The sequence below is a fragment of the Aliivibrio fischeri genome (assembly GCA_038993745.2).
GTDB lineage: Bacteria > Pseudomonadota > Gammaproteobacteria > Enterobacterales > Vibrionaceae > Aliivibrio > Aliivibrio fischeri_B.
Genome location: CP160629.1, coordinates 2,670,274 through 2,693,875, shown reverse-complemented (window position 1 = coordinate 2,693,875; position 23,602 = coordinate 2,670,274). Strand labels below are relative to the sequence as shown.

The following is a 23,602-nucleotide window of genomic DNA, read 5'->3' as shown; positions in this document are numbered from 1 at the left end:
TAACAAAGTTCTGCAGTATTATCTGTTAGTTAACAAATACTTTCTAACTTGTTGAGTAATTATACTGTTTTTGATTTTGTTTATTAGCAAGGAATAAGGAAAGAAATAAGAGATCTGTAAATTTGAGCTAAACGTCACATCAAAAAAGTCATCACAGAAAATCTATGATGACTTTTAATTAAAATTTACGCGTTAATGTTATGTTTTAGAACGCTTATATTTAGTTAAGCTATCTTTCTTTGCTCTTCGATCAGCTTATCAACCACACTTGGATCAGCTAGTGTCGAGGTATCTCCTAGATTAGAGGTATCACCTGTCGCTATTTTACGAAGGATTCGACGCATAATTTTGCCTGAACGGGTTTTAGGTAATGAATCAGTCCAATGTAAAAAGTCAGGAGTAGCAATCGGTCCAATTTCTTTTCTAACCCAGTCTTTGACTTCTTTATGTAGCTCTGCGCTTGGAATTTCGCCCGAATTTAGGGTGATATAGGCATAAATCGCTTGCCCTTTAATATCATGTGGTACGCCAACAATTGCAGCTTCAGCAATTTTATCAAACGCCACTAATGCAGATTCAACTTCGGCTGTTCCCATGCGGTGGCCAGATACGTTTAATACATCATCAACACGTCCTGTGATCCAGTAATAACCATCTTCGTCGCGTCGAGCGCCATCACTGGTGAAATACATGCCTTTAAAAGTAGAAAAGTAGGTTTGTTCAAAACGGTCATGATCACCATAAATGGTACGCATTTGTCCCGGCCAAGAGTCGGTAATAACAAGGTTACCGTCAGTAGCACCTTCAATGATATTGCCCATGTTATCCACCAAAGCGGGTTGAACACCAAAGAATGGACGAGTTGCTGAACCTGGTTTTAAGGCCGTTGCACCAGGAAGAGGGGAAATTAAAATGCCGCCAGTTTCTGTTTGCCACCATGTATCAACAATCGGGCAGCGAGCATCACCAATGGTATTGTAATACCATTCCCACGCCTCAGGGTTGATTGGTTCGCCTACTGAACCCATTACTCGTAATGAGCTGCGCGATGTACCTTGAACTGCTTCAGTACCTTGAGCCATTAGTGCTCTGATGGCTGTTGGTGCAGTGTATAGAATATTAACGTTATGCTTGTCTACTACTTCACTCATGCGGCTCGTGCTTGGGTAATTAGGCACACCTTCAAACAATATCGTTTTTGCACCATTAGCAAGAGGACCATAAATTAAGTAAGTATGGCCTGTGATCCAGCCTACATCTGCGGTACACCAGAACACTTCACCTTCTTGATAATCAAAAATATATTTAAAGGTCATTGCAGCATAAACAAGGTAGCCGCCAGTGGTATGAAGTACACCTTTAGGTTTTCCTGTTGAACCCGAGGTATAGAGTATGAATAGTGGATCTTCGGCATTCATTGCTTCAGGCTCACAATGAGGGGAAGCAACCGCGGTTGCTTCATGCCACCAAACATCACGTCCTTCAACCCATTCAATGTCATTGCCTGTACGTTGGAATACAACGACTTTTTCAATGGTAGTGACTTCAGGGTTATTCAGTGCATCATCGACATTCTTTTTCAGTGGAACGGTACGCCCGCCACGAACGCCTTCATCGGCAGTGATTACCACTTTCGCATCTGAATCAATAATTCGACCTGCGAGAGCTTCTGGAGAGAATCCACCAAATACCACGGTATGAACGGCACCGATGCGAGTACAAGCCAGCATTGCAACAGCCGCTTCTGCTACCATTGGCATATAAATACAAACCACATCGCCTTTACGAACGCCTTGGCTTTTTAATGCATTAGAGAATTTACAAACTTGTTCGTGCAGCTCATTAAAGGTAATAGATGCATCGTCTTGTGGATCATCGCCTTCCCAAATAATGGCAATTTCATTACCGCGGGTGGCTAAGTGACGATCAATACAGTTTGCCGATACATTAAGCTCACCATCTTCAAACCACTTAATATCAACATGACCCGTATCAAAAGAGGTATTTTTAACTTTGGTGTAAGGAGTCATCCAATCAACAATTTGTCCATGCTCACGCCAAAAGCCTTCAGGGTTGATAACGGATTGCTGGTACATTTCACGATATTTATCATCATCAGCGTGTGCATTATTAGCGATATCTTGATTGACCGGGTACACGTGAATCTCACTCATGTTGTTCTCCTTGTGAATACAGCAAATATCCAGATTCATTTTATTATTGGATTTCAGTCAGCACCGTCATTGGCACTGCTTTTTTATTTGTAGGGTTGATATTACTTTCAGCTAGAAATGGTTTTTCAACAATTAGACTTTAGTCAGAGAAAGAAGGGTTTACTGAATATTGATGGGGAAATCAGTCGTTTTTTGAGACACAGATCAGTAACTATGGGCATTTTTACTCGAGGGAATGTCAGGGAAGTCTCCATGGGTTAAACGAACATAAATAAGCGCAGCCGCTATCGCATCTTCAAGTGCATCATGCCTCTCAGTTTGTGGGAGCTCTAAATGTTTGGAGATAGCTTCAATACTTAAATCGTAATACGCATTGGGTAGCAGTCGTTCCAATTTATTATGGTAGATATGGCTAACTTCAATCAGTGAATTGGGCAAAGGGTGAGAAAAATGACGCAAGCAGGCTCGATCTAAAATTTTTTTGTCATAGCGAATATGGTATCCAACAATAGGGCGACTACCGATAAATTCAAGCAATTGAGTCATTGCTTGTTGTTCAGATAATCCATGACACAAGTCTTGATGCCTTAGTTGGTGTATTTTGATTGAATCGGAGTTTAGGCTTTGTGGTGGCGTCAGCTTTAAATGAATAGTTTGACTGGTTAACACTCGGTTATTTTTAATCTTGATAGCAGCAATAGAAACCAATTCGGCATGGTTGGGGTTTAGACTCGTTGTTTCACAATCAATAGACACCAACTCATCGCCAGAATAATGATGAAAAAGGGATAAATTTTCATGAGTTCGTAATTTATATTGCCACCATAGTCGTTGTAAATAATTCATACTTTAATCCCTTATTTGGTAATGATAACCAAGCCATTCTTTGAATTTTTTTACTATGTGTAAACTGTGGCGTAAGAGGTCTCGCTCAGTACGGTCGAGGCGGTCAATATGAATATGGTTACTTGGAATACCTGTTTTTTCTTGTAGTTGATGGCGCAAACGCCACTTAAAAAACAACTTTAGTGCTTCATTTAAATTATCTGCTGTAGAGTGCTCTAATACGTTGTGTTTACGTAGTGCATTGATACGTTTAAAAGTGTTTGTTTCTTCAATACCTTGCTCTAAAGATAGCGCTCGAACTCCATGAACGATGGGGAATATGCCTCCTTGCTTAATATCAATCCCTTCTTTTTTTGTTTTGATATTTCCAAAAAATGTTAATGGCAGATTAAATTGAAGGGCTGGTCGAGAAAAAGTACTGAGAGCAATCTCATTCTCTTTGAGTTTGGATATCAATATTTGCTTTAATGGAGACAGTAGTGCTTGATTTCCTGCAACAGCTTGAGCATCTGAGAAAATAGCGAGATTCATCATATTATCAGTATTTGGTTCGGCACACAGTTTCTGAATATGTTTCTCCCATTGATGTTCTGTTTTTACCCAAAGAGGGTTACTGACCATTACATTTCCCTTGCACAATGGATAACCGAGTTGCTGTAAGGTATGCGTAAATTGGCTCATTAATTGGGGCAAGTTATGCCATTCAGGACCATTTTTTATGATCAGTGCATTATCTTGATCGGTTTTTAAAATTTGCTCACCTCGACCTTCTGACCCCATCACAATCAGGCAGCAATGATCATGTAAGCTTTTGGGTACCACTAGGCTAAATGCTTTTTCGATTATCTGTTCATTTACCGTTGAAATAAGCTCCATAATAAAACGCGTTCGAATGCCGTTACTGATTAAGGTCTCTACGAGTTGAGTTTGAGTATTTGCTGCTAAGACAAGCTCATCAATATGTTCGGCGCGAGCAATTCTTAAGGTAAGAACATGTGAGTGAGTTGAAAATAGGCTTAGCACTTGCGTCATATCAAGCATGCCAATCAGTTTGTTTTTATTTAGTACTGCAACTCTTTTTACGTGGTGGCGTGTCATTAGCATCATGGCATTAAACAAATAATCTTGTTGTTGAATATGCACAATAGGATAAGTTGCAATCGCTCCTACAGGATGGTTTGCCGCATACCCATCAATCATAATGGCGTGCAGTAAGTCTGTGCGAGTGACAATACCAAAAGGTAAATTGTTCTGAGCTTCTTGATGACGAGTATCATATTGGTTTAACTCAACAAATAACGCATCCATGTTATTGTCTTTCAGAAGTTGAGTAACTTGTTGTAAGGGAGTATTCCTATCGACGATAAGGCATTGTTGAGTTGTTTCATCATCGACTTTTGTGAGAATAAATTCGGCTAAGTTCTGTTGCTGATGAGCTTGAGTAAGTAAGGCTTTTCGTTTGGCTAGACTGCTATTGAAGTAGTCAGAAAAGGCTTGATTTTCATTATATAACTTAAGAAAAAGTTGAGTAGGAAGCAGGTGGCAAAGGGTATCTTCTAGAGCGATATAACTGTGTTTTACTTGATGTTCAAATTGAGAGCGCACATCAAAAATATCGTCATGGGTATAGTGGGCATAAATTTCCCCACTGGTATCTGAGCGCTCTTCAACGGATCCTTTCATGATAATGAATAGATTGTCTGACGTTTGACCTTCATGAATAATCGTATCGCCTACTCGAAAGTAAGCAATATCCGTATTTTTCGTGATTATTTCTTGTTGCTCTGAAGTTAGTCGGTTAAACGGAGCAAGTGAAAAGTTAATGTCATTTGGCATGGCCCCATCCTTAGTCAGCAATTTCCCTTATTTTCATGAAAAAGTGAGCAATAATGAAGACGACTTTAGTCTAGGAGATTGGTATGAATATGAAACCAAAGTCACATTTTAAAAGGTGCATTTTTCTTCTGTTCTATTTTCCCTTTTTATAAATCAATACGATGCCATAATAACCGCCTCTTTTTACTTCCTTTTGGACATCATCATGTTACGGGTTTCACCTTTTGCTTGGATCTCTCAATATTTTGGCGGATTCTTTTTTGCTTATGGGGTTTATTTACCTTTTTGGGCGTTATGGTTTGAAGAACAAGGTGTTTCTGCCGGAGATATTGGTGTTCTTATTGGGTTAGGTTTTGCAACTCGTTGTGTTGCTAATTTGGTGATTACACCAAGGTTGCATCGCGTTGAACACATAGTACCTGCGTTGCGATTATTATCCTTAGCCTCTTTGATAGCCCTTGCTCTCTTTTTAGTTAATGGGGCGAGCTTTTGGTGGCTTGCTATCGTTACCGTTTTATTCAATTTATCCTGTGGTCCAGCGGTTCCGTTATCCGATGCGATGACTAACTACTACGCGAAAAATAACTTATTAGATTATGGGCGTACGCGTTTGTGGGGTTCAGTTAGTTTTATTGCTGGTTCCACTGTTGTTGGTTATTTGGTATCGGGTTTTGGTACCGATATGATCGTCTACACGGCGATTGCCGGTATATTAGCGGCGTTAGTGTTAGTGATGCGAAATCCTAATCCAATGCCAGTGTCGGTATCAGATGAAGATAATGAACGACCAAAATTATTAGCTCTATTAACTGAAGCTCCAATTGTGAAATTCATTGTGTTGGTGGCATTAATTCAAGGTAGTCATGCAGCGTATTACAGTTTTAGTTCAATTTATTGGAAAGAATCTGGTTACCAAGAAAGTACCATTGGTTATTTATGGAGCTTAGGTGTTGTTGCTGAAGTGATGGTATTTGCGTTTAGTAAGCAATTATTTGCAGGTTGGAAAACATCAACCTTATTTAAAGTTGCTGCTATTGGTGTTGTGATTCGCTGGGGATTAACTGCCGCAACCACAGAATTATTTGCTTTGGTATTAGTGCAAGCCTTACATGGCGTGACATTCGCAATGGCTCACCTTGCAGCAATTCAATACATTCAAAAATTCCCACAAAATAAAATGGTGGCATTACAAGCGCTATATAATGCGATTCCGCTTGGCGCATTCATCGCATTAATGACAACCTTAAGTGGTTGGGGTACGAAGCGTGGGGAGCGAATATATTCTGGTTGATGGCAGCGATGGGGGTATTCGCTTTGTTGATTAAACTCGATAAAGTGAAGTCTTAATCACATTTGTCAGCTTGTATAAAAACGAAGCAATAATTAAACGCTAGAATGGTGCTACAGAATAAATGCACCTTCTGGCGTTTTTTATATCGCTAGAATGGTCTCACCAAGGATGAGTGATGACACAAGGATGGATTGTGGTGCCAGTTTCGCTGGCGTATTTGGGATTATTATTTTTAATTGCCTGGTATGGTGATCGTCAAAAAGGGTGGTTAGCTCAATACCGCCCATGGATTTATAGCCTTTCAATTGCTGTTTACTGCACCTCATGGACCTTTTATGGCACCGTAGGCCAAGCCACTAATAACCCGTGGTCTTTTCTTCCTATTTATCTTGCTCCTATTTTTGTTTTTGTTTTTGCATGGCGTTTTTTGGCTCGTATTATTTTGATTGCCAAGCGTGAGCACATCACTTCAATAGCTGATTTTATTGCAGCACGTTATGGGAAATCGCAAGGTCTTGCTGGGGTTATAACCATCATTGCCGTCATCGGGATTCTTCCTTATATCGCTTTGCAATTGCGAGGGATCACCATGGGACTCGATCTGGTTGCGCCTAATTTAGCGCAAGACTTTGGGTATCAAGATGGGCATATCTCTTGGTTTGTTGGTGCAGCGCTCGCGATTTTTACAATCCTATTTGGAACTCGACACATTGATACTACAGAGCATCACCGTGGTTTGATGATGGCGGTGGCTTTTGAATCGATCGTTAAGCTCGTTGCTTTTTTAATGGTTGGCGTGTTTATTTTTTATTTGGCTTACTCAGAACCTAAGGTGGATTTGTTCTCTATAGCCAAAGAAACGTATCAATCTCCAAATGTAATCACGCTTTTATTTCATACGATTTTAACTATGGCGGCGATAGTTTGTTTGCCGCGTCAGTTTCACACGACAGTCGTAGAGAATGAACAAGCGCAGGATTTAAGAACTGCTCGCTGGGTGTTTCCAAGCTATTTAGTTTTAATTGGTTTGTTTGTTTTACCTATTTCTTGGCAGGACAAGCGCTGCTCTCAGGTGGTGTTAGTGATAGTTTTGTTATTAGTGTTCCGCTCTCTGTTGGTGCTGAGAATATGGCGTTGCTCGCCTTTGTTGGAGGGACTTCCGCCGCCAGTGGAATGGTGATCGTATCAACCATCGCATTGGCTATTATGGTCTCTAATGATCTGGTGTTGCCTTTGTTGTTACGCAAAGTAAAAACGACATCACGTACTTTTAGTCATTTTTCTCATTTGCTTGTTTCTATTCGTCGAGCACTCATTTTACTTCTGTTATTGGGAGCATGGGGGTTTTATCAAGCCCTCGATTCTATTGATTCGTTATCCGTTATTGGGTTATTGGCGTTTGCTGCTATAGCGCAATTTGCCCCAGCATTAATCGGTGGTTTGTACTGGCGACAAGGAAATAGAAAAGGCGTATATGCAGGTTTAATTATTGGTTTCCTTGTGTGGCTAATCACGTTAATGAGCCAAACTCAAATGCTTGCTGGCAGCGCTGAAAATAACTTTTTGCTGTGGGTCATCACCCCTCCTGAGTGGTTGCAATCTCTTAATGTGATGACATCGGATTGGGGAATGATGCTCAGTCTTAGTTTGAATTCTATTCTCTTTATCTTGGTTTCTTTAGTGACTCGAGCCTCATTGAGTGAACGTTTACAAGCGGCTTCTTTTGTTGGTGCTCCATTGCCTGAAAATGAAGATGTGAGTGTGTATCAAACTCGCGTGACGGTGGGTGAATTAGAAATGTTAGCTTCACGGTTTGTTGGGCGTAGACGTGCACAAAAAGCCTTTCGTCAATTCTCGAATCAACAAGGTGAAACATTACAACCACAACAGCAAGCTAGCTCTGCGTTAATTCGTCATACCGAGCGTGTTTTGGCGGGTGTATTTGGGGCTTCTTCTTCTCGTTTAGTATTAACTTCGGCACTTCAGGGTCGCAATATGCAGTTGGAGGAGGTGGCAACCATCGTTGATGAAGCTTCTGAGTTGTATGATTTTAGTCGAGGATTGTTGCAAGGGGCGATTGAGCATATTAGCCAAGGTATTGCTGTGGTTGATAAGCAGATGAAATTAGTGGCATGGAATCAACGTTACTTAGAGTTATTTACTTTCCCTCCGGGGTTAATTCAAGTGGGTAGACCAATAGCCGATGTGATCCGCCACAATGCTGAGCAAGGGTTATGTGGGCCGGGTGATCCTGAAATGCACGTAAAGCGTCGAGTAGAGCATTTGGAGAGGCGAACTCGCCATGTATCTTCTCGTGTTCGAGCTGATGGGCAAGTTATCGAGGTTCAGGGAAACCCGATGCCCAATGGTGGATTTGTAATGAGTTTTACCGATATCACCGTCTTTAGACAGGCAGAAAAAGCGTTAAAAGAAACCAATGAGACTCTTGAATCACGAGTCCATGAACGAACCAAAGAATTAGAAAAATTAAATCAGCGATTGGTTGGTGCAACCCAAAGTGCAGAGTTGGCTTCTCAATCAAAAACACGTCTACTTGCTGCGGTAAGTCACGATTTAATGCAGCCATTGAATGCGGCTCGACTGTTTGCTTCTTCATTAAATGAAGTTGCAAAAGATCAAGAAACGCAAAAAATATCAGGGCATATAGAAAGTGCTTTAGGAGCCGCAGAAGAGTTAATTGGTGATTTACTTGATATCTCTCGCTTGGAAGCGGGTAAGTTAGAAACACACATTCAAGGTTTTTCATTAGGGACATTATTTTCTAATTTAGAAGCGGAATTTGGGGCTTTAGCCAAGCAGCAGAATATTGATTTTTCAGTGATTCATTCTGATGTAGTGGTGGAGTCAGATTCAAAATTATTACGTCGAGTGGTACAAAACTTTTTAACTAATGCGTTTCGATATAACCCTCAAGGAAAAGTGGTGCTCGGAGCAAGGCGAGTAGGAGACCAAATCCGAATTGATGTTTGGGATAATGGTATCGGTATTCCAGAAGAGAAACAGCAGGCGATTTTTGATGAGTTTACTCGGGTCGATCAAAGTCGAGCAGATCAAGGGTTAGGTTTGGGATTGGCGATTGCTCGTGGTATTTCTCATGTATTAGGGCATACGATTTCACTGCGTTCATGGCTTGATAAAGGATCGGTATTTTCGGTGACACTTGAGAGAGGAGTTCTGGTTGAGAGTAAAATGCCTACGGTAACTCCAAAGCTTGAATTACCATTAAGTGGAGTACGAGTACTATGTGTTGATAATGAGCCTGATATTCTTGTTGGTATGGAGTCTCTGATTTCTCGTTGGGGTTGTGAAGTGAAAACCGCAACGGATCTATTTGGTAGCTTGCATTGTTTGGAAGGTGACTGGATCCCAGATGTGATTTTTTCTGATTATCGATTAGATAACGACAGAACAGGATTAGAGGTATTGCAGCAATGCCGTTTGCGTTTAGGTAACCAGTTCGAAGGGGTGATGATCAGTGCAGATAAGACTGAAGAATTGCTAGATAGCATCAAAAGTAATGGGTTTGGGTTTATTTCAAAGCCAGTAAAACCATTGAAATTAAGAGCAGTGTTGAACCGTCATGCTAGCTCTTAGTTTATTTTTACGTGATAAAAAAGGGAGTTAGCATTTGCTTACTCCCTTATTCATTTAAGTCATTATTAACTTGTTATTAGTGATCGTGCGCTTCGCCTGCACCTTTCGGGAAACGAATAGATTCAACCAAATCTTGAACGTCTTTAGGTACTTCTGCGGTTACTTTGTTTACTGCAATTGAAACAATGAAGTTCACACACATACCTAGCGTACCAATTCCTTCTGGGCTGATACCAAACCACCAGTTATCAGGTGTGCTTGCTGCTGGGTTAATGAACTTAAAGTAAACAATATAAGCCGTGGTAAAGGTAACACCAGAAATCATACCGGCAATCGCCCCTTCTTTATTCATCTTCTTATAGAAAATACCTAAAATAATCGCAGGGAAGAAGGACGCTGCGGCTAAACCGAAGGAGAAGGCAACCACCTGTGCAACAAAGCCTGGAGGATTAATCCCTAAATAACCAGCTCCAACAATAGCAACGATGGCAGCTAATCTGGCGGCGAGTAGCTCTTGTTTGTCGGTCATGTTAGGCTTAAAGCCTTTCTTCAATAAATCATGGGAGATAGATGTTGAGATTACCAGTAGTAGACCCGCAGCTGTTGATAACGCGGCAGCTAAGCCACCGGCAGCTAATAGTGCTACAACCCAGTTTGGTAAGTTTGCCAGTTCAGGTGATGCCAGTACGATGATATCTCGGTTGATGTCCATTTCATTACGTTCATCACCAGAGTAGAACATTTTGCCATCGCCATTTTTATCATCCCAACCAACGAGACCTGTGTCTTCCCAGTTTTTATACCAGCTGGGTGCATCTGCTGCTGCAACCCCTTGGCTATCTGGACCATTAATGGTTTCAATCATATTTACACGAGCAAACGCAGCAACCGCAGGCGCAGTGGTGTATAAGAATGAGATAAACAGTAATGCCCAACCGGCAGAGATACGTGCATCTTTAACACGAGGTACTGTGAAGAAGCGAATAATTACATGAGGAAGTCCAGCCGTACCCACCATTAGTGCTGCACAGATAAAGAAGACATCAACCATGCTCTTAGATCCGTCAGTGTATGGGGTAAAACCGAGTTCAGTGGTTAATCCATCCAACTTATCTAATAAGTAGACTTCAGAGCCAGTAACCGTAGATCCCATACCAATTTGTGGGAATACGTTACCTGTCATCATGATTGAAGTGAATACTGCAGGTACAAGGAAGGCGAAAATGAGGACACAGAATTGAGCTACCTGCGTATAAGTGATGCCTTTCATACCACCCAGTACCGCATAGAAAAATACGATACCCATACCAATAATGATACCGATGTTTATATCTACTTCTAGGAATCGAGAGAACACCACACCTACACCACGCATTTGCCCTGCCACGTAAGTGAAAGAAACAAAGATGGCACAGAATACCGCAACCATACGAGCGGTTTTGGAGTAGTAACGTTCACCGATAAAATCTGGCACGGTAAATTTACCAAACTTTCGTAGATAAGGAGCAAGACAGAGAGCGAGCAGTACATAACCGCCAGTCCAACCCATAAGATATACAGCACCATCATAACCAACAAAGGAAATGATACCTGCCATTGAAATAAATGAAGCTGCAGACATCCAATCGGCTGCCGTAGCCATGCCATTAGCTACAGGGTGAACCCCGCCACCAGCAACATAAAACTCACTTGTTGAGCCGGCGCGAGCCCAAATCGCAATCCCTATATAGAGCGCAAAGGTAATACCGACTAGTATAAACGTCCAAGTTTGGATACCCATGATAATTCCTCTTAGTCTTCCTGTACGTTGTATTTTTTATCTAGTGCATTCATGCGTGCAACGTAGATAAAGATCAGTGCCACAAAGGTATAAATTGAACCTTGTTGAGCAAACCAGAACCCCAATTTGAATCCACCAAATTGAACGGTATTAAGTGCATCAACAAATAATATCCCTGCGCCGTACGAGACTAAGAACCAAATCGCAAGCAAGCTGCCCATGATCCCCAAATTTTCTTTCCAGTAGGCTTGTGCTTGTTCTTGTGTTTCAAACGCCATAGCCAGCTCCTTTTTATGTTAAAAGTTTGTAACATAAAAGAGGTTAGCAGCGGAATAAAAGGAAAACAGTGCAACTTTAGTCGAGCGGATAAAGAAAAACGCCCAAAATATGAGCGTTTTATGTGAAGTGGTTATTGAATTTTCAATGTTAATACTGTGTTAATTAATACCAAGGTCTAACGATTAAAAATAGAAATCTTTAATTCCCATGAGTAAGTTATTTACAGCAACAGCAGCCAAAATTAACCCCATGACTCGACTAATAATAGCGGCCCCAACATTACCAATGACTTTTTGAATAAATGTAGCTCCAAGCAATAAACCTAACGTTATCAATAGAACAACGAGCATGACACCCGCTGTGATTGATTGATCAAGTATGGAGTAACGAGAATTATCGGTCAGCATGACGATAGCCATCATAGCCCCGGTGAAGCGATAGATGGGATAGCTAGAGGGTATACGGCAAGATCAGCAAGATCAGAATGACTCATTTCCTCACTCATTTTTTGTTCTTGCTCTGGTTTACTTTCGCCAAAGATCATCGTGAGAGCAAAAATTAATAGCACTAAACCACCCGCAACCTGAAAAGCCGGTAATGGGATTTGCATTGCTTCTAATAATAATTGACCAACGATGAGGAAAAAGAGCAAAACTAAAGTAGCGATAGCAACGGCTTTTAGGGCAACCAGTTTACGTTGCTTAGCTGAAAGGTGTTGAGTTTGTGAAAGGTAGACAGGAACTGAGCCAATAGGGTCAATTACGGCCCAAAGAACAACAAATTGAGTTACGAGGATACTTATCATGATTCTCCCAGAGGTTAGGTTACACAGAGGGATGGAATACCAATCAATGATGTGAAGTCATATTGATTGGTATAGCGTAGAAGAGAGTTTAATTTATTTTAGCGTCTAGAGTGTTATACCTTGGTTAACTTTCCGTTTGTTGTAAAAGAATGACGGCTTGAGTGCGATTCTTCACTCCTAACTTTCTAAAGATTGCTGTCATGTGTGCTTTTATTGTGGCTTCTGATACTTCTAAATCATACGCAATTTGTTTATTGAGCAACCCATCTGACAACATTCCGAGTACTTTATATTGCTGAGGCGTTAGCGCGGCTATTTTTGTCGCTAAATCATCGCAAGCTGCTGAGTTCTTAATTGCTCCTGCAGGAAAATAGGAATCCCCCGCTAAAATTTGATTAAGTGCCCCGATAAGCGACTTCATGTCACTGGATTTAGGAATAAAACCGAATGCACCATGGGTTTTAACTTGAGAGACAATACTTGCTTCTTCACTCGCAGAGACAACCACAATGGGTAAATCAGGATATTGAGAGCGTAATTGGATTAATCCTGACATGCCATTACTACCTGGCATTTTTAAGTCTAAGAGCAGTAAATCAGGTTCAGGTTCTTTCTCTAATACTTTTAATAACGCCTCTAATGAATCAGCTTCTAGTAGGTTTGCACCACTGATTGCCATGTGGATAGATTGAAAAAGTGCATTGCGAAATAAGGGGTGATCGTCTGCAATGATAATAGTGTAGTTGTCGTCCATGGCTACAAGATTCCTTATAAGTTATAAAATAAAATTAACATCCTCTTGTGTTTTGAGCAATTTTTAGTCGCTAAAATCTGAGCTGCCTCTCTAACTCATTATCTCTAAAGCATTGAATCGCATTTTTATAAGGATCTTAATATTTAAAACGAATTAATTTGAAGGGCTAGACAATTAAATAAAACGAAACTAAACTTCTTTCAAATCGAAACTTATTGAGTTTTTTATGTCAAAAAGAAATACAAAACAACGCCGTCATATGATCCTTTCTTTATTAACAGAACAAGGTGAAGTGAGCGTAGAACATTTATCAGACTTATTTGATATATCTGAAGTTACCATTAGGAAAGACTTAACTGAGTTAGAGAAAAATGGGCTACTAATGCGTAAGTATGGTGGTGCTGTTTTAATGCCGTCAAATATCATTCAAGAAGATAATTGTGAAGAAGTTTCGAATCGAAAGTTATCTATAGCCGTGGCAGCAGTGGAACTGATTAAAGATCATAATCGGATCATTATTGATAGTGGTAGTACAACCGCTGCATTAATTAATCAGTTGTCGAAACGAAATGGGTTAGTTGTGATGACAAACTCATTGCCTGTTGCGAATGCATTACAAGAGATTGAAAACGAACCAACCTTATTAATGACGGGGGGAACATGGGATAGTCACTCTGATTCGTTTCAGGGAAAAGTGGCTGAATCGGTATTACGATCCTATGATTTTGATCAGTTGTTCATTGGGGCGGATGGGATTGATTTAGAGCGAGGGACCACAACGTTCAATGAGCTTGTTGGTTTAAGTCGAGTGATGTCAGAAGTCGCTCGTGAGGTCATTTTGATGGTTGAATCAGAAAAAATAGGTCGAAAAATCCCGAATGTAGAGTTGCCATGGGAAAGCATTGATGTGCTGATCACCAATAATGATTTAAGCCCAGAGCAGCAGCAAAAAATTGAATCACACAACGTAAAAGTGATTAGAGCTTAACTATTACGTTTCGTTTTAACCGTTGTTTTTATTGCTGTCGAGTTACGGTTAAAAGTAAAAAAATTATATATTTAGAATAATGGAGTGTCGCCATGTGTGGGATTGTTGGTGCGGTAGCACAAAGAGATGTTGCTGAGATCTTAGTTGAAGGCCTACGTCGTTTAGAGTATCGCGGTTATGACTCTGCTGGAGTTGCCGTTGTTGATGCTGAGCATAATTACACGCGTATTCGCCGTTTAGGTAAGGTAAAAGAACTTGCTGATGCGGTTGAAACTGCGCATGTTGTTGGTGGTACAGGTATCGCTCATACACGTTGGGCTACACATGGTGAACCATCAGAAGTGAACGCACACCCACACGTATCAGGGGATATTACTCTGGTTCACAACGGTATTATTGAGAATCACGAGTCATTACGTACTTTATTACAAGAGCGTGGCTATATTTTTGAATCTCAAACCGATACCGAAGTTATTGCTCATTTGGTTGAATGGGAATTGCGTTCGTCTGGTTCATTGCTTGAAGCGGTTCAGAAAACAGCAACTCAGCTAGAAGGTGCTTACGGTACAGTAGTGATGGACCGTCGTGAGCCAGAACGTTTGGTTGTTGCTCGATCGGGTAGTCCAATTGTTATTGGTTGTGGTGTTGGTGAAAACTTTCTAGCATCCGATCAACTGGCGCTATTAAATGTAACTCGTCGCTTTATGTATCTTGAAGAAGGGGATGTTGCAGAGATTACTCGTCGTGAAATCCGTGTATTTGACGCTCGTGGTGAGCAGGTTGAACGTGCCATTACGGAATCAAATGCAGAGCATGATGCGGGTGATAAAGGGCAATATCGTCACTTCATGCAAAAAGAAGTTTTTGAGCAACCAAAAGCGTTAATTAATACCATGGAAGGGCGCATTACTAATGATTCTGTTGTAACAGAAAGTATTGGTGTAAATGCGGTTGAGATTTTAAACAAGGTTGAACACGTACAAATTATTGCTTGTGGTACCTCTTACAATGCAGGGATGACAGCACGCTACTGGTTTGAGTCATTAGCTGGTGTTAGTTGTGATGTGGAAATTGCTTCTGAGTTCCGTTACCGCAAATTTGTAACCCGTCCAAATAGTTTATTAATTACGTTATCGCAATCAGGTGAAACGGCGGATACGTTAGCAGCACTTCGCTTAGCTAAAGAGCGTGGCTACATGGGAGCTATGACGGTATGTAACGTAGCGGGTTCTTCTCTGGTTCGTGAGTCAGATTTTGCCTTTATGACACGAGCAGGAACTGAAATTGGTGTAGCGTCAACCAAAGCATTTACGACTCAGCTTGCTGCATTACTTATGTTGGTAACGGCATTAGGTAAACAACAAAATCGTATTTCAAAAGAGAAAGAAAAAGAGATTGTTGAAGCGCTGCATGCGTTACCTGCTCAAATTGAGCAAGCATTATCATTTGATAAAGAGATTGAAGCGTTAGCCCCAGATTTTGCAGATAAACATCACACCTTATTTTTAGGTCGTGGGGAGTTTTATCCAATCGCTGTTGAAGCGTCTCTGAAGTTAAAAGAAATTTCTTATATTCATGCTGAAGCATATGCAGCAGGTGAGTTAAAGCATGGCCCACTAGCGCTTATTGATGCAGAAATGCCAGTGGTGGTGGTAGCGCCTACGAATGATTTACTAGAAAAGCTAAAATCAAACGTAGAAGAAGTGCGTGCTCGTGGTGGTTTATTGTATGTATTTGCTGATGAGCAAGCGGGCTTTGAAGCGGATGAAAGCATGAAGATCATTACCATGCCTCATGTGAGTGATATTACTGCTCCAATTTACTACACGATTCCGATGCAGTTGCTTTCGTACCATGTTGCACTAATCAAAGGAACGGATGTCGATCAGCCTCGTAACTTAGCTAAAGCGGTGACGGTGGAGTAAGCTTTAATAGCCTTATAATGGAATAAAAAACGGCAACCTAAAATAAGGTTGCCGTTTTTTACTTATCTCTTTAGAACCATGAAATTAAATTCCTGCCGGTTTAAAGAAGGCCTTTAAGCGTTTAGTGATCATTAAACGAGAGACCGTAAACATTCCTGTCACAGTGCGTTGGTGTAGACGGAAAATCGTGTCGTATAAACGGCGAATTAATCGACCTTGTAACACTAATTTTCCTTCTAAACGTGTCCCTGGAGCAAAAGTACCAACGGCAAAATGATGACCAACAGCAACCACCATTCCACTGTCTTGGAAGATAAAATCCGTTAGCTCTTTTCCACGTAAATAACGACCTAAGCTCTTCGCTAAGTGAACTGCTGCACGGTTAGCCGCTTGAGCTTTTGGTGGAACAAAAGAACCATCAGGCTGTGGAATAGCTGCGCAATCACCAATAGCAAAGATACGAGGATCTTCGGTTGAACTTAAGTTTTGGTTCACGTTAATTTGGTTCATACGGTTGTAGCTTAAGTTCCCAATACCATTTAGCCAATCCGGCGCTTTTACACCCGCAGCCCAAAATTGGATATCAGCACCAAGAAACTTATCAACATCCGTTCGCATACCGTTTTCAGTTACTTCACTAATGCGAGTTTCTAGTAATACATTTACGCCATTTTTTTCTAATTCTTTTAATACCTTATCAGACATTTTTTGTGGGCTGTTAGGTAATACACGATGCGCCGCCTCAATTAAATTAATATTAAGAGATGACGCGTTATAGCGTTTTAATTTTTTACTTACTCGAGCTAATTCAGCTGCTAACTCAACACCAGTAGCACCAGCTCCTACAATGTTTATTGTGCTGTTTTTGCCTTCACGTAAGATTTGACTAATTTGATTCCACGCTTGGCGTGCTTGACCTGCTGAATCTAAAAATAGGCAGTGGTCTTGAGCGCCTAAGGTATTAAAATCATTACTGATTGCGCCAATAGCAACCACAAGATAATCATAACTTAAGCCTGATTCTGTGCCATCTGGACGACGAACTAATAGTGTTTGATTTTCACGATCGATTCCCGTCATCGCACCTTGATAATGTTGGTAACCGTGATGAGCTCCGTGAGTGAAATAACAAACCGAATCTAAATCACTATCAAATGTGCCTGCTGCGATTTCGTGCAGACGAGGTTTCCAGTAGTGATGTGTTTCAGGCTCAACTAGAATGATTTCATCTTCTTTACGGGTTGATTTAGTTAATAAGGTTGATAGCTCTAGACCAGCAGCGCCACCGCCTACAACAATGATTCGGGACATAGCATTTTTCTCACAATATTTTGGCTTAAAGAGGAGCTAAATCACTCGAAAATAAACCAAAGAATAATCTTTATTACAGAGCGCAACAGTGTGTGCTGAGTTTCAATGCGGCTATTATATTTATTTCTTAATTCGTGATAATAGCTAATAAATGAAAATCACTTTTACGTATGAGTAATAAATATATGTTGTTTAAGTATCGATTTTGTTGGAAAGAAAATAAATTAGAACTAGGTTATAGTTCTGGATGATATAGGTCGTATCTGGATTGTAGGCTTGTTTTTATTATGTTTATTGCCATACTTTATTCAGTTGATTTATCTCCGTCATGAAGTTGATTAGACGATAAATTACCAGTTTCAACCAATGTGTTTGCTTCTTAAATATGGATGTTTTAGATGTCGTTTTATACTTCTCGGTTATTAGTATTAATGAGCTTAAGTGTTTCTTTTGCTTCTTCAGCTGTTGATTTTAATGATCCCATTGACGGGAAACTGGATATGGGGGAGTACCTCGCAGAAAATGCTTATGGCTTTCTGCCAGTACCGATTTTAATCACCGAACCTGCTTTAGGTTATGGCTTCGGTTTTGCTGGTGTGTTTTTGCATGAGTCTGATCAGCAGAGAGAAAAGCGTAAACAATTAGCGGCAACCTCTTTGGATGGAGGTGCTCAGTTATTAACTCCTGCAATAACGGTGGCTGGTGGTTTAGCAACAGAAAATGGCACATGGATGGGCTTCATTGGACATAGAAGAACTTGGAATAAAGATAGCATCCGTTACATGGGTGGCTTGGCTTATGGTGATATGAATATGACTTTCTATCGCCAAAAGAATAATGCAGGGGCGCTAGAACCCATTGTTGGAAATAGTGGTGTGGAATTTGGTATGCGTGGCGGTGGTGGTATGCAGCAGCTTCAGTTTCGTGTTGATGATACCCCTTTGTTTTTGGGAGCGGTGCAGAAATATTTCCAACCAGAATTGAGCATTAATAGTCACCCTAAAGCTGATGAAATTTTAAATCGATTGGGGAATACGACACCAACAGCATCGGGCCTTGGTTTATTAATGGAGTACGACACCAAAAATAACTTCTTAAACCCAATCGAAGGAGTGAATTATACCGTTGAGTATATTTGGTTTAGAGATGGTATTGGAAGTGACTATGATTTTGATACGTTAAATATTAAAGGCCGTCATTATTGGACGCTGACACCTGAGTGGTCTGTTGCGGCTAGAGGTTATTATAAATCACTCTATACCGACGAAAACTTTCTGCCACCTCCTGCTTACCCTGATATTGAGCTGCGTGGTATAGCAAGAAACCGATATCAAGGAGAGCAAACCTTATCGCTTGAAGGGCAAGTTAATTACCAATGGAACATTCGTTGGTCGAGTAATGTTTTTGCCGGTTTAGGTTATGCATCATCACAACATCAATCATTATTTAAAGGCGATGAACAATACGCTTATGGCGTAGGTTTCCGTTATTTAATTGCTCGTCGCTATGGTATGAAAACAGGGATCGATTTAGCGTTTAGCGAAGAAGATACAGCTCTTTATTTCCAAGTTGGGATGGGCATTTAAATATTACTTTATGATTTATCAATTTTCTCTTGGTACATGAGCGAATCTGCTTTAGCTAACATTTCTTTTAGAGAGGCATTTGAATCATAAGAGACAAGATGCTGACCTATACTAATATTGCTCATATTTAATTCAGCATTATCTTTAATTTCGTTTTGATAAACTTCACGTATACGCATGGATAAGTGGTCTAATTCATTTGTATTTTCACTGTTAATTAAAGCAAGTACGGTAAATTCATCACCACCGATACGTGCTATTAAGTCTGATTGTCTGACCATTTTTTTTAGGATAGTAGCAAGTAATTTAATGCACTTATCTCCAGCTAGATGACCAAAATTGTCATTGATAATTTTTAAGTTATCTATATCAAGATATAACACGCCAATATGATCTTGATTTCTTTTAGCGTCTTTAAATTTTTGTTCACTAAGGACATTAAGCCCTCTTCGATTTAACAAACCCGTCGTTTGGTCTGTGAGAGCCATCAATCTGTGTTGTTCCGCTTTTTCTGCTATTTTTAAATCGGAAGTGATGAGTTTTGATAAATGCAGAAGCAGTTTGGTTAAGGCGTCTTCATAACGAGTGCTTTTCGTGTCGATTGCACAAATGGTTCCGTAAATACTGCCATCAGGAGAAAATATTGGAACACCACAATATGAACGAACTGGTCCATTAACGACGGGAGGTGCATCAAACCAATATTCATCTTCAACTGCATTTGCAATATATAAAGGCTTGCCTGTTTTTATTATCGTACGACAAAAACTTTTACTATCACTAGACCATTCTGTTCCTTGGTGTAGAAAGCTCGCTTCGTTGCGACTACTAAGCATGGTGGTAAATGAATGCCCGGTAAATTTAATGATCGCTCCGCAATCAGCACCAAATATATCGACGATCAAATCAGCAAGTTCCTGCCACTTTGATAAGTCAATGATGCTGTTTTCTGTATCTAAATTATGAGGAAAGTAGCTATTCATATAAACATCCATGTAGATCATTAGTACGGCATCTTATTTATAAAGCTATCATTTATGAATTGCAATGATGTAAATCACTGTACTTAAAATGGTTTGGTTTATTGAGTAGTTTAGAAAATAAGCGCTCATATGTCATATTTACGTTGCTTTTTATTCAACAGCTTGTGTATTAAATTGATTTTTTCCTTGATTTGCATTTTCTTATTGCTAATATATATGGAAATGCATATATCCATATTTAAAGGCCGAGTATGTTACCTCATCAATTTTTCAAAATGTTATCAGATGAAACGCGAATGCGTTGTTTATTGCTTATTGCTCGTGAAGGTCGCTTGTGCGTAAACCAATTAACGGAAGCGCTAGATGAAAGTCAGCCTAAGATTTCACGTCATTTAGCTCAGTTGCGTCAATCTGGTGTGTTGGTTGATACCCGTGAAGGTCAGTGGGTGTATTACCAAGTTAGTTCAAATTTACCGGGTTGGCTAAATAAAATTATAGAGGGTTTGAAGCAATCGAATTGTTTGCAGGCTCAATATCAAAAAGACACTGATAAATTAAACGCAATGAAAGCGTGCTGTTAAAGGATAATTAAGATGAAAATTAAAGTAGGTATTAACGGATTTGGTCGTATTGGACGTTTGGCGCTAAGAGCCGCATTTGATTGGCCTGAACTTGAATTTGTACAAATCAATGATGCTGCGGGTGATGCACATACTTTAGCGCACTTATTGGAGTTTGATTCTGTTCAGGGTCGTTGGCACCATGAAGTGACAAGCAATGGAAGCGACATGATCATTGCAGGTCAAACTCTTAAAACAACGCAAGAAAAAGACATCGATGCGGTTGATTGGTCTGGCTGTGATGTTGTGATTGAAGCGACGGGGGTACACCGCAAGCGTGTATTTTTAGATAAATATTTAGCTCAAGGTGTTAAGCGTGTAGTTGTTTCAGCTCCAGTAAAAGAAGAAGGGTAGCAAACATTGTCGTTGGTGTGAATGATGATATTTTTGATCCTGCTGTTCACCAAATTGTCACTGCGGCATCTTGTACAACAAACTGCCTCGCTCCAATTGTTAAAGCTATCAATAAGGAGTTAGGTATCGAAAACGCAGCATTTACAACCATCCATGATTTGACCAATACACAAACCATTCTTGATGCACCTCATAAAGATCTTCGCCGTGCACGTGCGTGTGGCATGAGCTTAATCCCAACCACAACGGGTTCAGCTAAAGCGATTGTAGAAATTTTCCCTGAGCTAAAAGATAAAATTGATGGCCATGCTGTTCGAGTTCCTTTAGCGAATGCATCACTCACCGACATTATCTTTGAAGTAAAAAGAGATACCACAGTAGAAGAAGTAAATCAGTTATTAAAGGATGCGGCACAGGGTGATCTAAAAGGTATTTTAGGTTACGAAGAGCGTCCATTAGTGTCTATTGATTATAAGGGTGACCAACGTTCAACGATTGTTGATGCGCCATCTACTATGCTTGTAGGTAAACGTATGGTGAAAATTTACGCTTGGTATGACAATGAAATGGGGTATGCAACGCGTACTGCTGAGTTAGTTCGTAATGTTGGTTTAGCTTAATAGTAATCATTGGTTTAAGGAATTTTAAATGACACATCCTACTTGGGAATTACCTGTATCTGACAATGGTAGTGCATTGGTTTTAACTCCATGCCCAGGAACTAAAGGGGTTGATTTAGTGACCTCATTAGAGCAACTAAAAGCACAAGGAGTGACGACGATTGTAACGGCTTTGAGTTTTGACGAACTCAAAGAGAAAGGAGTCGAAACACTAGGTGAACAAACTGAACACTTAGGCATGAGATGGATTCAATTAGTTATTGAAGATGATTGTGCGCCAGATGCCGATTTTTTAGAACAGTGGAAACAAGTCTCTGCTTCATTGACTTCTGAGGTGAATCAAGGCGATAAAATTGCTATGCACTGCATGGGAGGCTCAGGTCGAACAGGCTTGCTTGCAGCGCATTTATTATTGGATTTAGGTTGGGATCTCGATGTGATTAAACAGCAAGTTCAAGCATTGCGTCCAGGTGCTTTTACTAAGCCAGTACAAATTGAATACATTGATGCTGTTGCTGGTAAGTAATGTGTTTTAGATAAGGTCTCAGAAAGCGATGTGCTTCTGAGATCTTTTTATTTAAACAGGTGATTTTTATGTTTTCTCAATTAAGTCACAGCGTACGTCAATACATGCTTGTGACATTTAATTATTGGAATTTCACCATCACTGATGGCGCATTGCGTATGTTGGTGGTGCTCTATTTTCATGATTTGGGTTACACCACATTAGCCATCGCATCACTGTTTCTTTTCTATGAATTTTTTGGTGTGGTGACGAACTTAATTGGTGGGTGGCTTGGCGCAAGGCTTGGATTAAATAAAACCATGAATATTGGTTTATTAATGCAGGTTGGTGCGTTATTGATGCTTGCCCTGCCAAGTAGTTGGCTCACCATTCCTTGGGTGATGGCCGCTCAAGCATTCTCGGGTATCGCTAAAGATCTGAATAAAATGAGTGCCAAAAGCGCAATAAAAACCTTGGTACCGAGCGAGCAAGAAGGAGCTTTGTATAAGTGGGTAGCTATACTTACGGGGTCAAAAAATGCACTTAAAGGTGCGGGCTTCTTCCTCGGTGGATTATTGTTAACGACGATTGGGTTCCAATTTGCGGTTATCGCAATGGCGAGTGTGCTATTTGTGGTCTTTGTTGGTAGTGTACTTTTGCTTGATGGTGATATGGGAAAAGCAAAATCAAAGCCTAAATTTACTCAATTGTTTTCAAAGTCAGAACAAATCAATACGCTTTCGGCTGCTCGTCTATTCTTATTTGGTGCTAGAGATGTATGGTTCGTTGTCGCTTTACCTATTTACCTTGGTAGCGTGTTTAACTGGGATCATTCATTGGTTGGTGGTTTTTTAGCGTTATGGGTAATTGCGTATGGTTTTGTACAAGGCTTTGCTCCTAAAATCACAGGTAAAGCGGAAGGGAAAGTTCCTGACGGCCGAGCTGCAATGTGGTGGGTGAGTTTATTAGCCTTAGTGACAGGAATTATTGCTTATAGTGTTCAAATTGAGTGGCAACCTGAATATGTTATCGTAATTGGTTTGTTGATTTTCGGTGGTATCTTTGCCGTAAACTCTTCACTTCACTCTTATCTGATTGTGAGCTATGCCAAGGGTGATGGCGTGTCTATGGATGTAGGCTTCTATTATATGGCTAATGCCATGGGACGTTTAGTGGGTACTATTCTATCTGGTTGGGTTTTTCAAGTGGCAGGTTTTGCTGCGTGTTTATGGGTGTCGTTTGGGTTCCTATTACTCGCAGCATTGATATCTATTAAGCTACCAAAATCAAACTAATATGAATAGGATGCCGATACCTGTGTATATTTAGC

At 40.3% G+C, this 23,602-nt stretch carries 14 protein-coding genes and 4 pseudogenes; 9 read left to right on the top strand and 9 right to left on the bottom strand.

Going from position 1 to position 23,602, the window contains the following annotated elements:
• Positions 1-224: 224 nt before the first annotated feature.
• The 3 genes from acs to AAFX60_012870 all read right to left on the bottom strand — a co-directional run bounded on the left by acs (position 225) and on the right by AAFX60_012870 (position 4,856).
• On the bottom strand, positions 225-2,174 hold the full coding sequence (acs, locus tag AAFX60_012880; GenBank protein XDF77514.1) for an acetate--CoA ligase: 1,950 nt from the start codon (positions 2,172-2,174) through the stop codon (positions 225-227).
• 204 nt (positions 2,175-2,378) lie between these two features.
• Positions 2,379-3,020, bottom strand: coding sequence for a 3'-5' exonuclease (locus AAFX60_012875; protein XDF77513.1), 642 nt, complete (start codon positions 3,018-3,020; stop codon positions 2,379-2,381).
• Positions 3,021-3,023: 3 nt separating this feature from the next.
• Positions 3,024-4,856 carry a putative nucleotidyltransferase substrate binding domain-containing protein gene (locus AAFX60_012870; GenBank protein XDF77512.1) on the bottom strand — a complete coding sequence of 611 codons (1,833 nt, stop codon included), beginning with the start codon at positions 4,854-4,856 and terminating at the stop codon, positions 3,024-3,026.
• A 205-nt stretch (positions 4,857-5,061) separates the two neighbouring features.
• On the opposite strand from AAFX60_012870, the pseudogene AAFX60_012865 reads away from it, so the two are divergent.
• Positions 5,062-6,203: pseudogene (locus AAFX60_012865) on the top strand (3-phenylpropionate MFS transporter).
• A 119-nt stretch (positions 6,204-6,322) separates the two neighbouring features.
• Positions 6,323-9,762 (top strand): annotated as a pseudogene (locus AAFX60_012860) (PAS domain-containing hybrid sensor histidine kinase/response regulator).
• A 76-nt stretch (positions 9,763-9,838) separates the two neighbouring features.
• Here AAFX60_012860 and AAFX60_012855 read toward each other — a convergent pair.
• The 4 genes and pseudogenes from AAFX60_012855 to AAFX60_012840 all read right to left on the bottom strand — a co-directional run bounded on the left by AAFX60_012855 (position 9,839) and on the right by AAFX60_012840 (position 13,380).
• Positions 9,839-11,542: a sodium:solute symporter family protein gene (locus AAFX60_012855; protein XDF77511.1), complete on the bottom strand. Its 1,704-nt coding sequence runs from the start codon at positions 11,540-11,542 to the stop codon at positions 9,839-9,841.
• 11 nt (positions 11,543-11,553) lie between these two features.
• Positions 11,554-11,820 (bottom strand): DUF4212 domain-containing protein, encoded by a 267-nt coding sequence (locus AAFX60_012850; protein XDF77510.1) that lies wholly within the window; start codon positions 11,818-11,820, stop codon positions 11,554-11,556.
• 183 nt (positions 11,821-12,003) lie between these two features.
• Positions 12,004-12,626, bottom strand: a pseudogene (locus AAFX60_012845) (MarC family protein).
• Between the two features lie 124 nt (positions 12,627-12,750).
• Entirely contained in the window at positions 12,751-13,380 is a 630-nt protein-coding gene (locus tag AAFX60_012840; GenBank protein XDF77509.1) for a response regulator transcription factor, read from the bottom strand.
• A gap of 226 nt (positions 13,381-13,606) precedes the next feature.
• Between AAFX60_012840 and AAFX60_012835 the strand changes: the two genes are divergently transcribed.
• Positions 13,607-14,368 carry a DeoR family transcriptional regulator gene (locus tag AAFX60_012835; protein XDF77508.1) on the top strand — a complete coding sequence of 254 codons (762 nt, stop codon included), beginning with the start codon at positions 13,607-13,609 and terminating at the stop codon, positions 14,366-14,368.
• 92 nt (positions 14,369-14,460) lie between these two features.
• Positions 14,461-16,293: a glutamine--fructose-6-phosphate transaminase (isomerizing) gene (glmS, locus tag AAFX60_012830; GenBank protein ID XDF77507.1), complete on the top strand. Its 1,833-nt coding sequence runs from the start codon at positions 14,461-14,463 to the stop codon at positions 16,291-16,293.
• 84 nt (positions 16,294-16,377) lie between these two features.
• On the opposite strand, the gene AAFX60_012825 is transcribed toward glmS, so the two are convergent.
• Complete coding sequence (locus AAFX60_012825) at positions 16,378-17,604, bottom strand: NAD(P)/FAD-dependent oxidoreductase (protein ID XDF77506.1); 1,227 nt, start codon at positions 17,602-17,604, stop codon at positions 16,378-16,380.
• Between the two features lie 398 nt (positions 17,605-18,002).
• Here AAFX60_012825 and AAFX60_012820 point away from each other — a divergent pair, with 398 nt between their 5' ends.
• Positions 18,003-19,190 (top strand): glyceraldehyde-3-phosphate dehydrogenase, encoded by a 1,188-nt coding sequence (locus tag AAFX60_012820; GenBank protein XDF77505.1) that lies wholly within the window; start codon positions 18,003-18,005, stop codon positions 19,188-19,190.
• Positions 19,191-19,198: 8 nt separating this feature from the next.
• Here the strand turns inward: AAFX60_012820 and AAFX60_012815 are convergent, their stop codons facing one another.
• On the bottom strand, positions 19,199-20,173 hold the full coding sequence (locus tag AAFX60_012815; GenBank protein ID XDF77504.1) for a sensor domain-containing diguanylate cyclase: 975 nt from the start codon (positions 20,171-20,173) through the stop codon (positions 19,199-19,201).
• Positions 20,174-20,424: 251 nt separating this feature from the next.
• Between AAFX60_012815 and AAFX60_012810 the strand changes: the two genes are divergently transcribed.
• The 4 genes and pseudogenes from AAFX60_012810 to arsJ all read left to right on the top strand — a co-directional run bounded on the left by AAFX60_012810 (position 20,425) and on the right by arsJ (position 23,567).
• The gene (locus AAFX60_012810; protein XDF77503.1) at positions 20,425-20,754 is read left to right on the top strand and encodes a metalloregulator ArsR/SmtB family transcription factor; all 330 of its coding nucleotides are present in this window, start codon (positions 20,425-20,427) and stop codon (positions 20,752-20,754) included.
• Between the two features lie 12 nt (positions 20,755-20,766).
• Positions 20,767-21,767, top strand: a pseudogene (locus tag AAFX60_012805) (ArsJ-associated glyceraldehyde-3-phosphate dehydrogenase).
• A 28-nt stretch (positions 21,768-21,795) separates the two neighbouring features.
• Complete coding sequence (locus tag AAFX60_012800; GenBank protein XDF77502.1) at positions 21,796-22,293, top strand: cyclin-dependent kinase inhibitor 3 family protein; 498 nt, start codon at positions 21,796-21,798, stop codon at positions 22,291-22,293.
• 68 nt (positions 22,294-22,361) lie between these two features.
• On the top strand, positions 22,362-23,567 hold the full coding sequence (arsJ, locus tag AAFX60_012795) for an organoarsenical effux MFS transporter ArsJ (protein XDF77501.1): 1,206 nt from the start codon (positions 22,362-22,364) through the stop codon (positions 23,565-23,567).
• Positions 23,568-23,602: the final 35 nt, after the last annotated feature.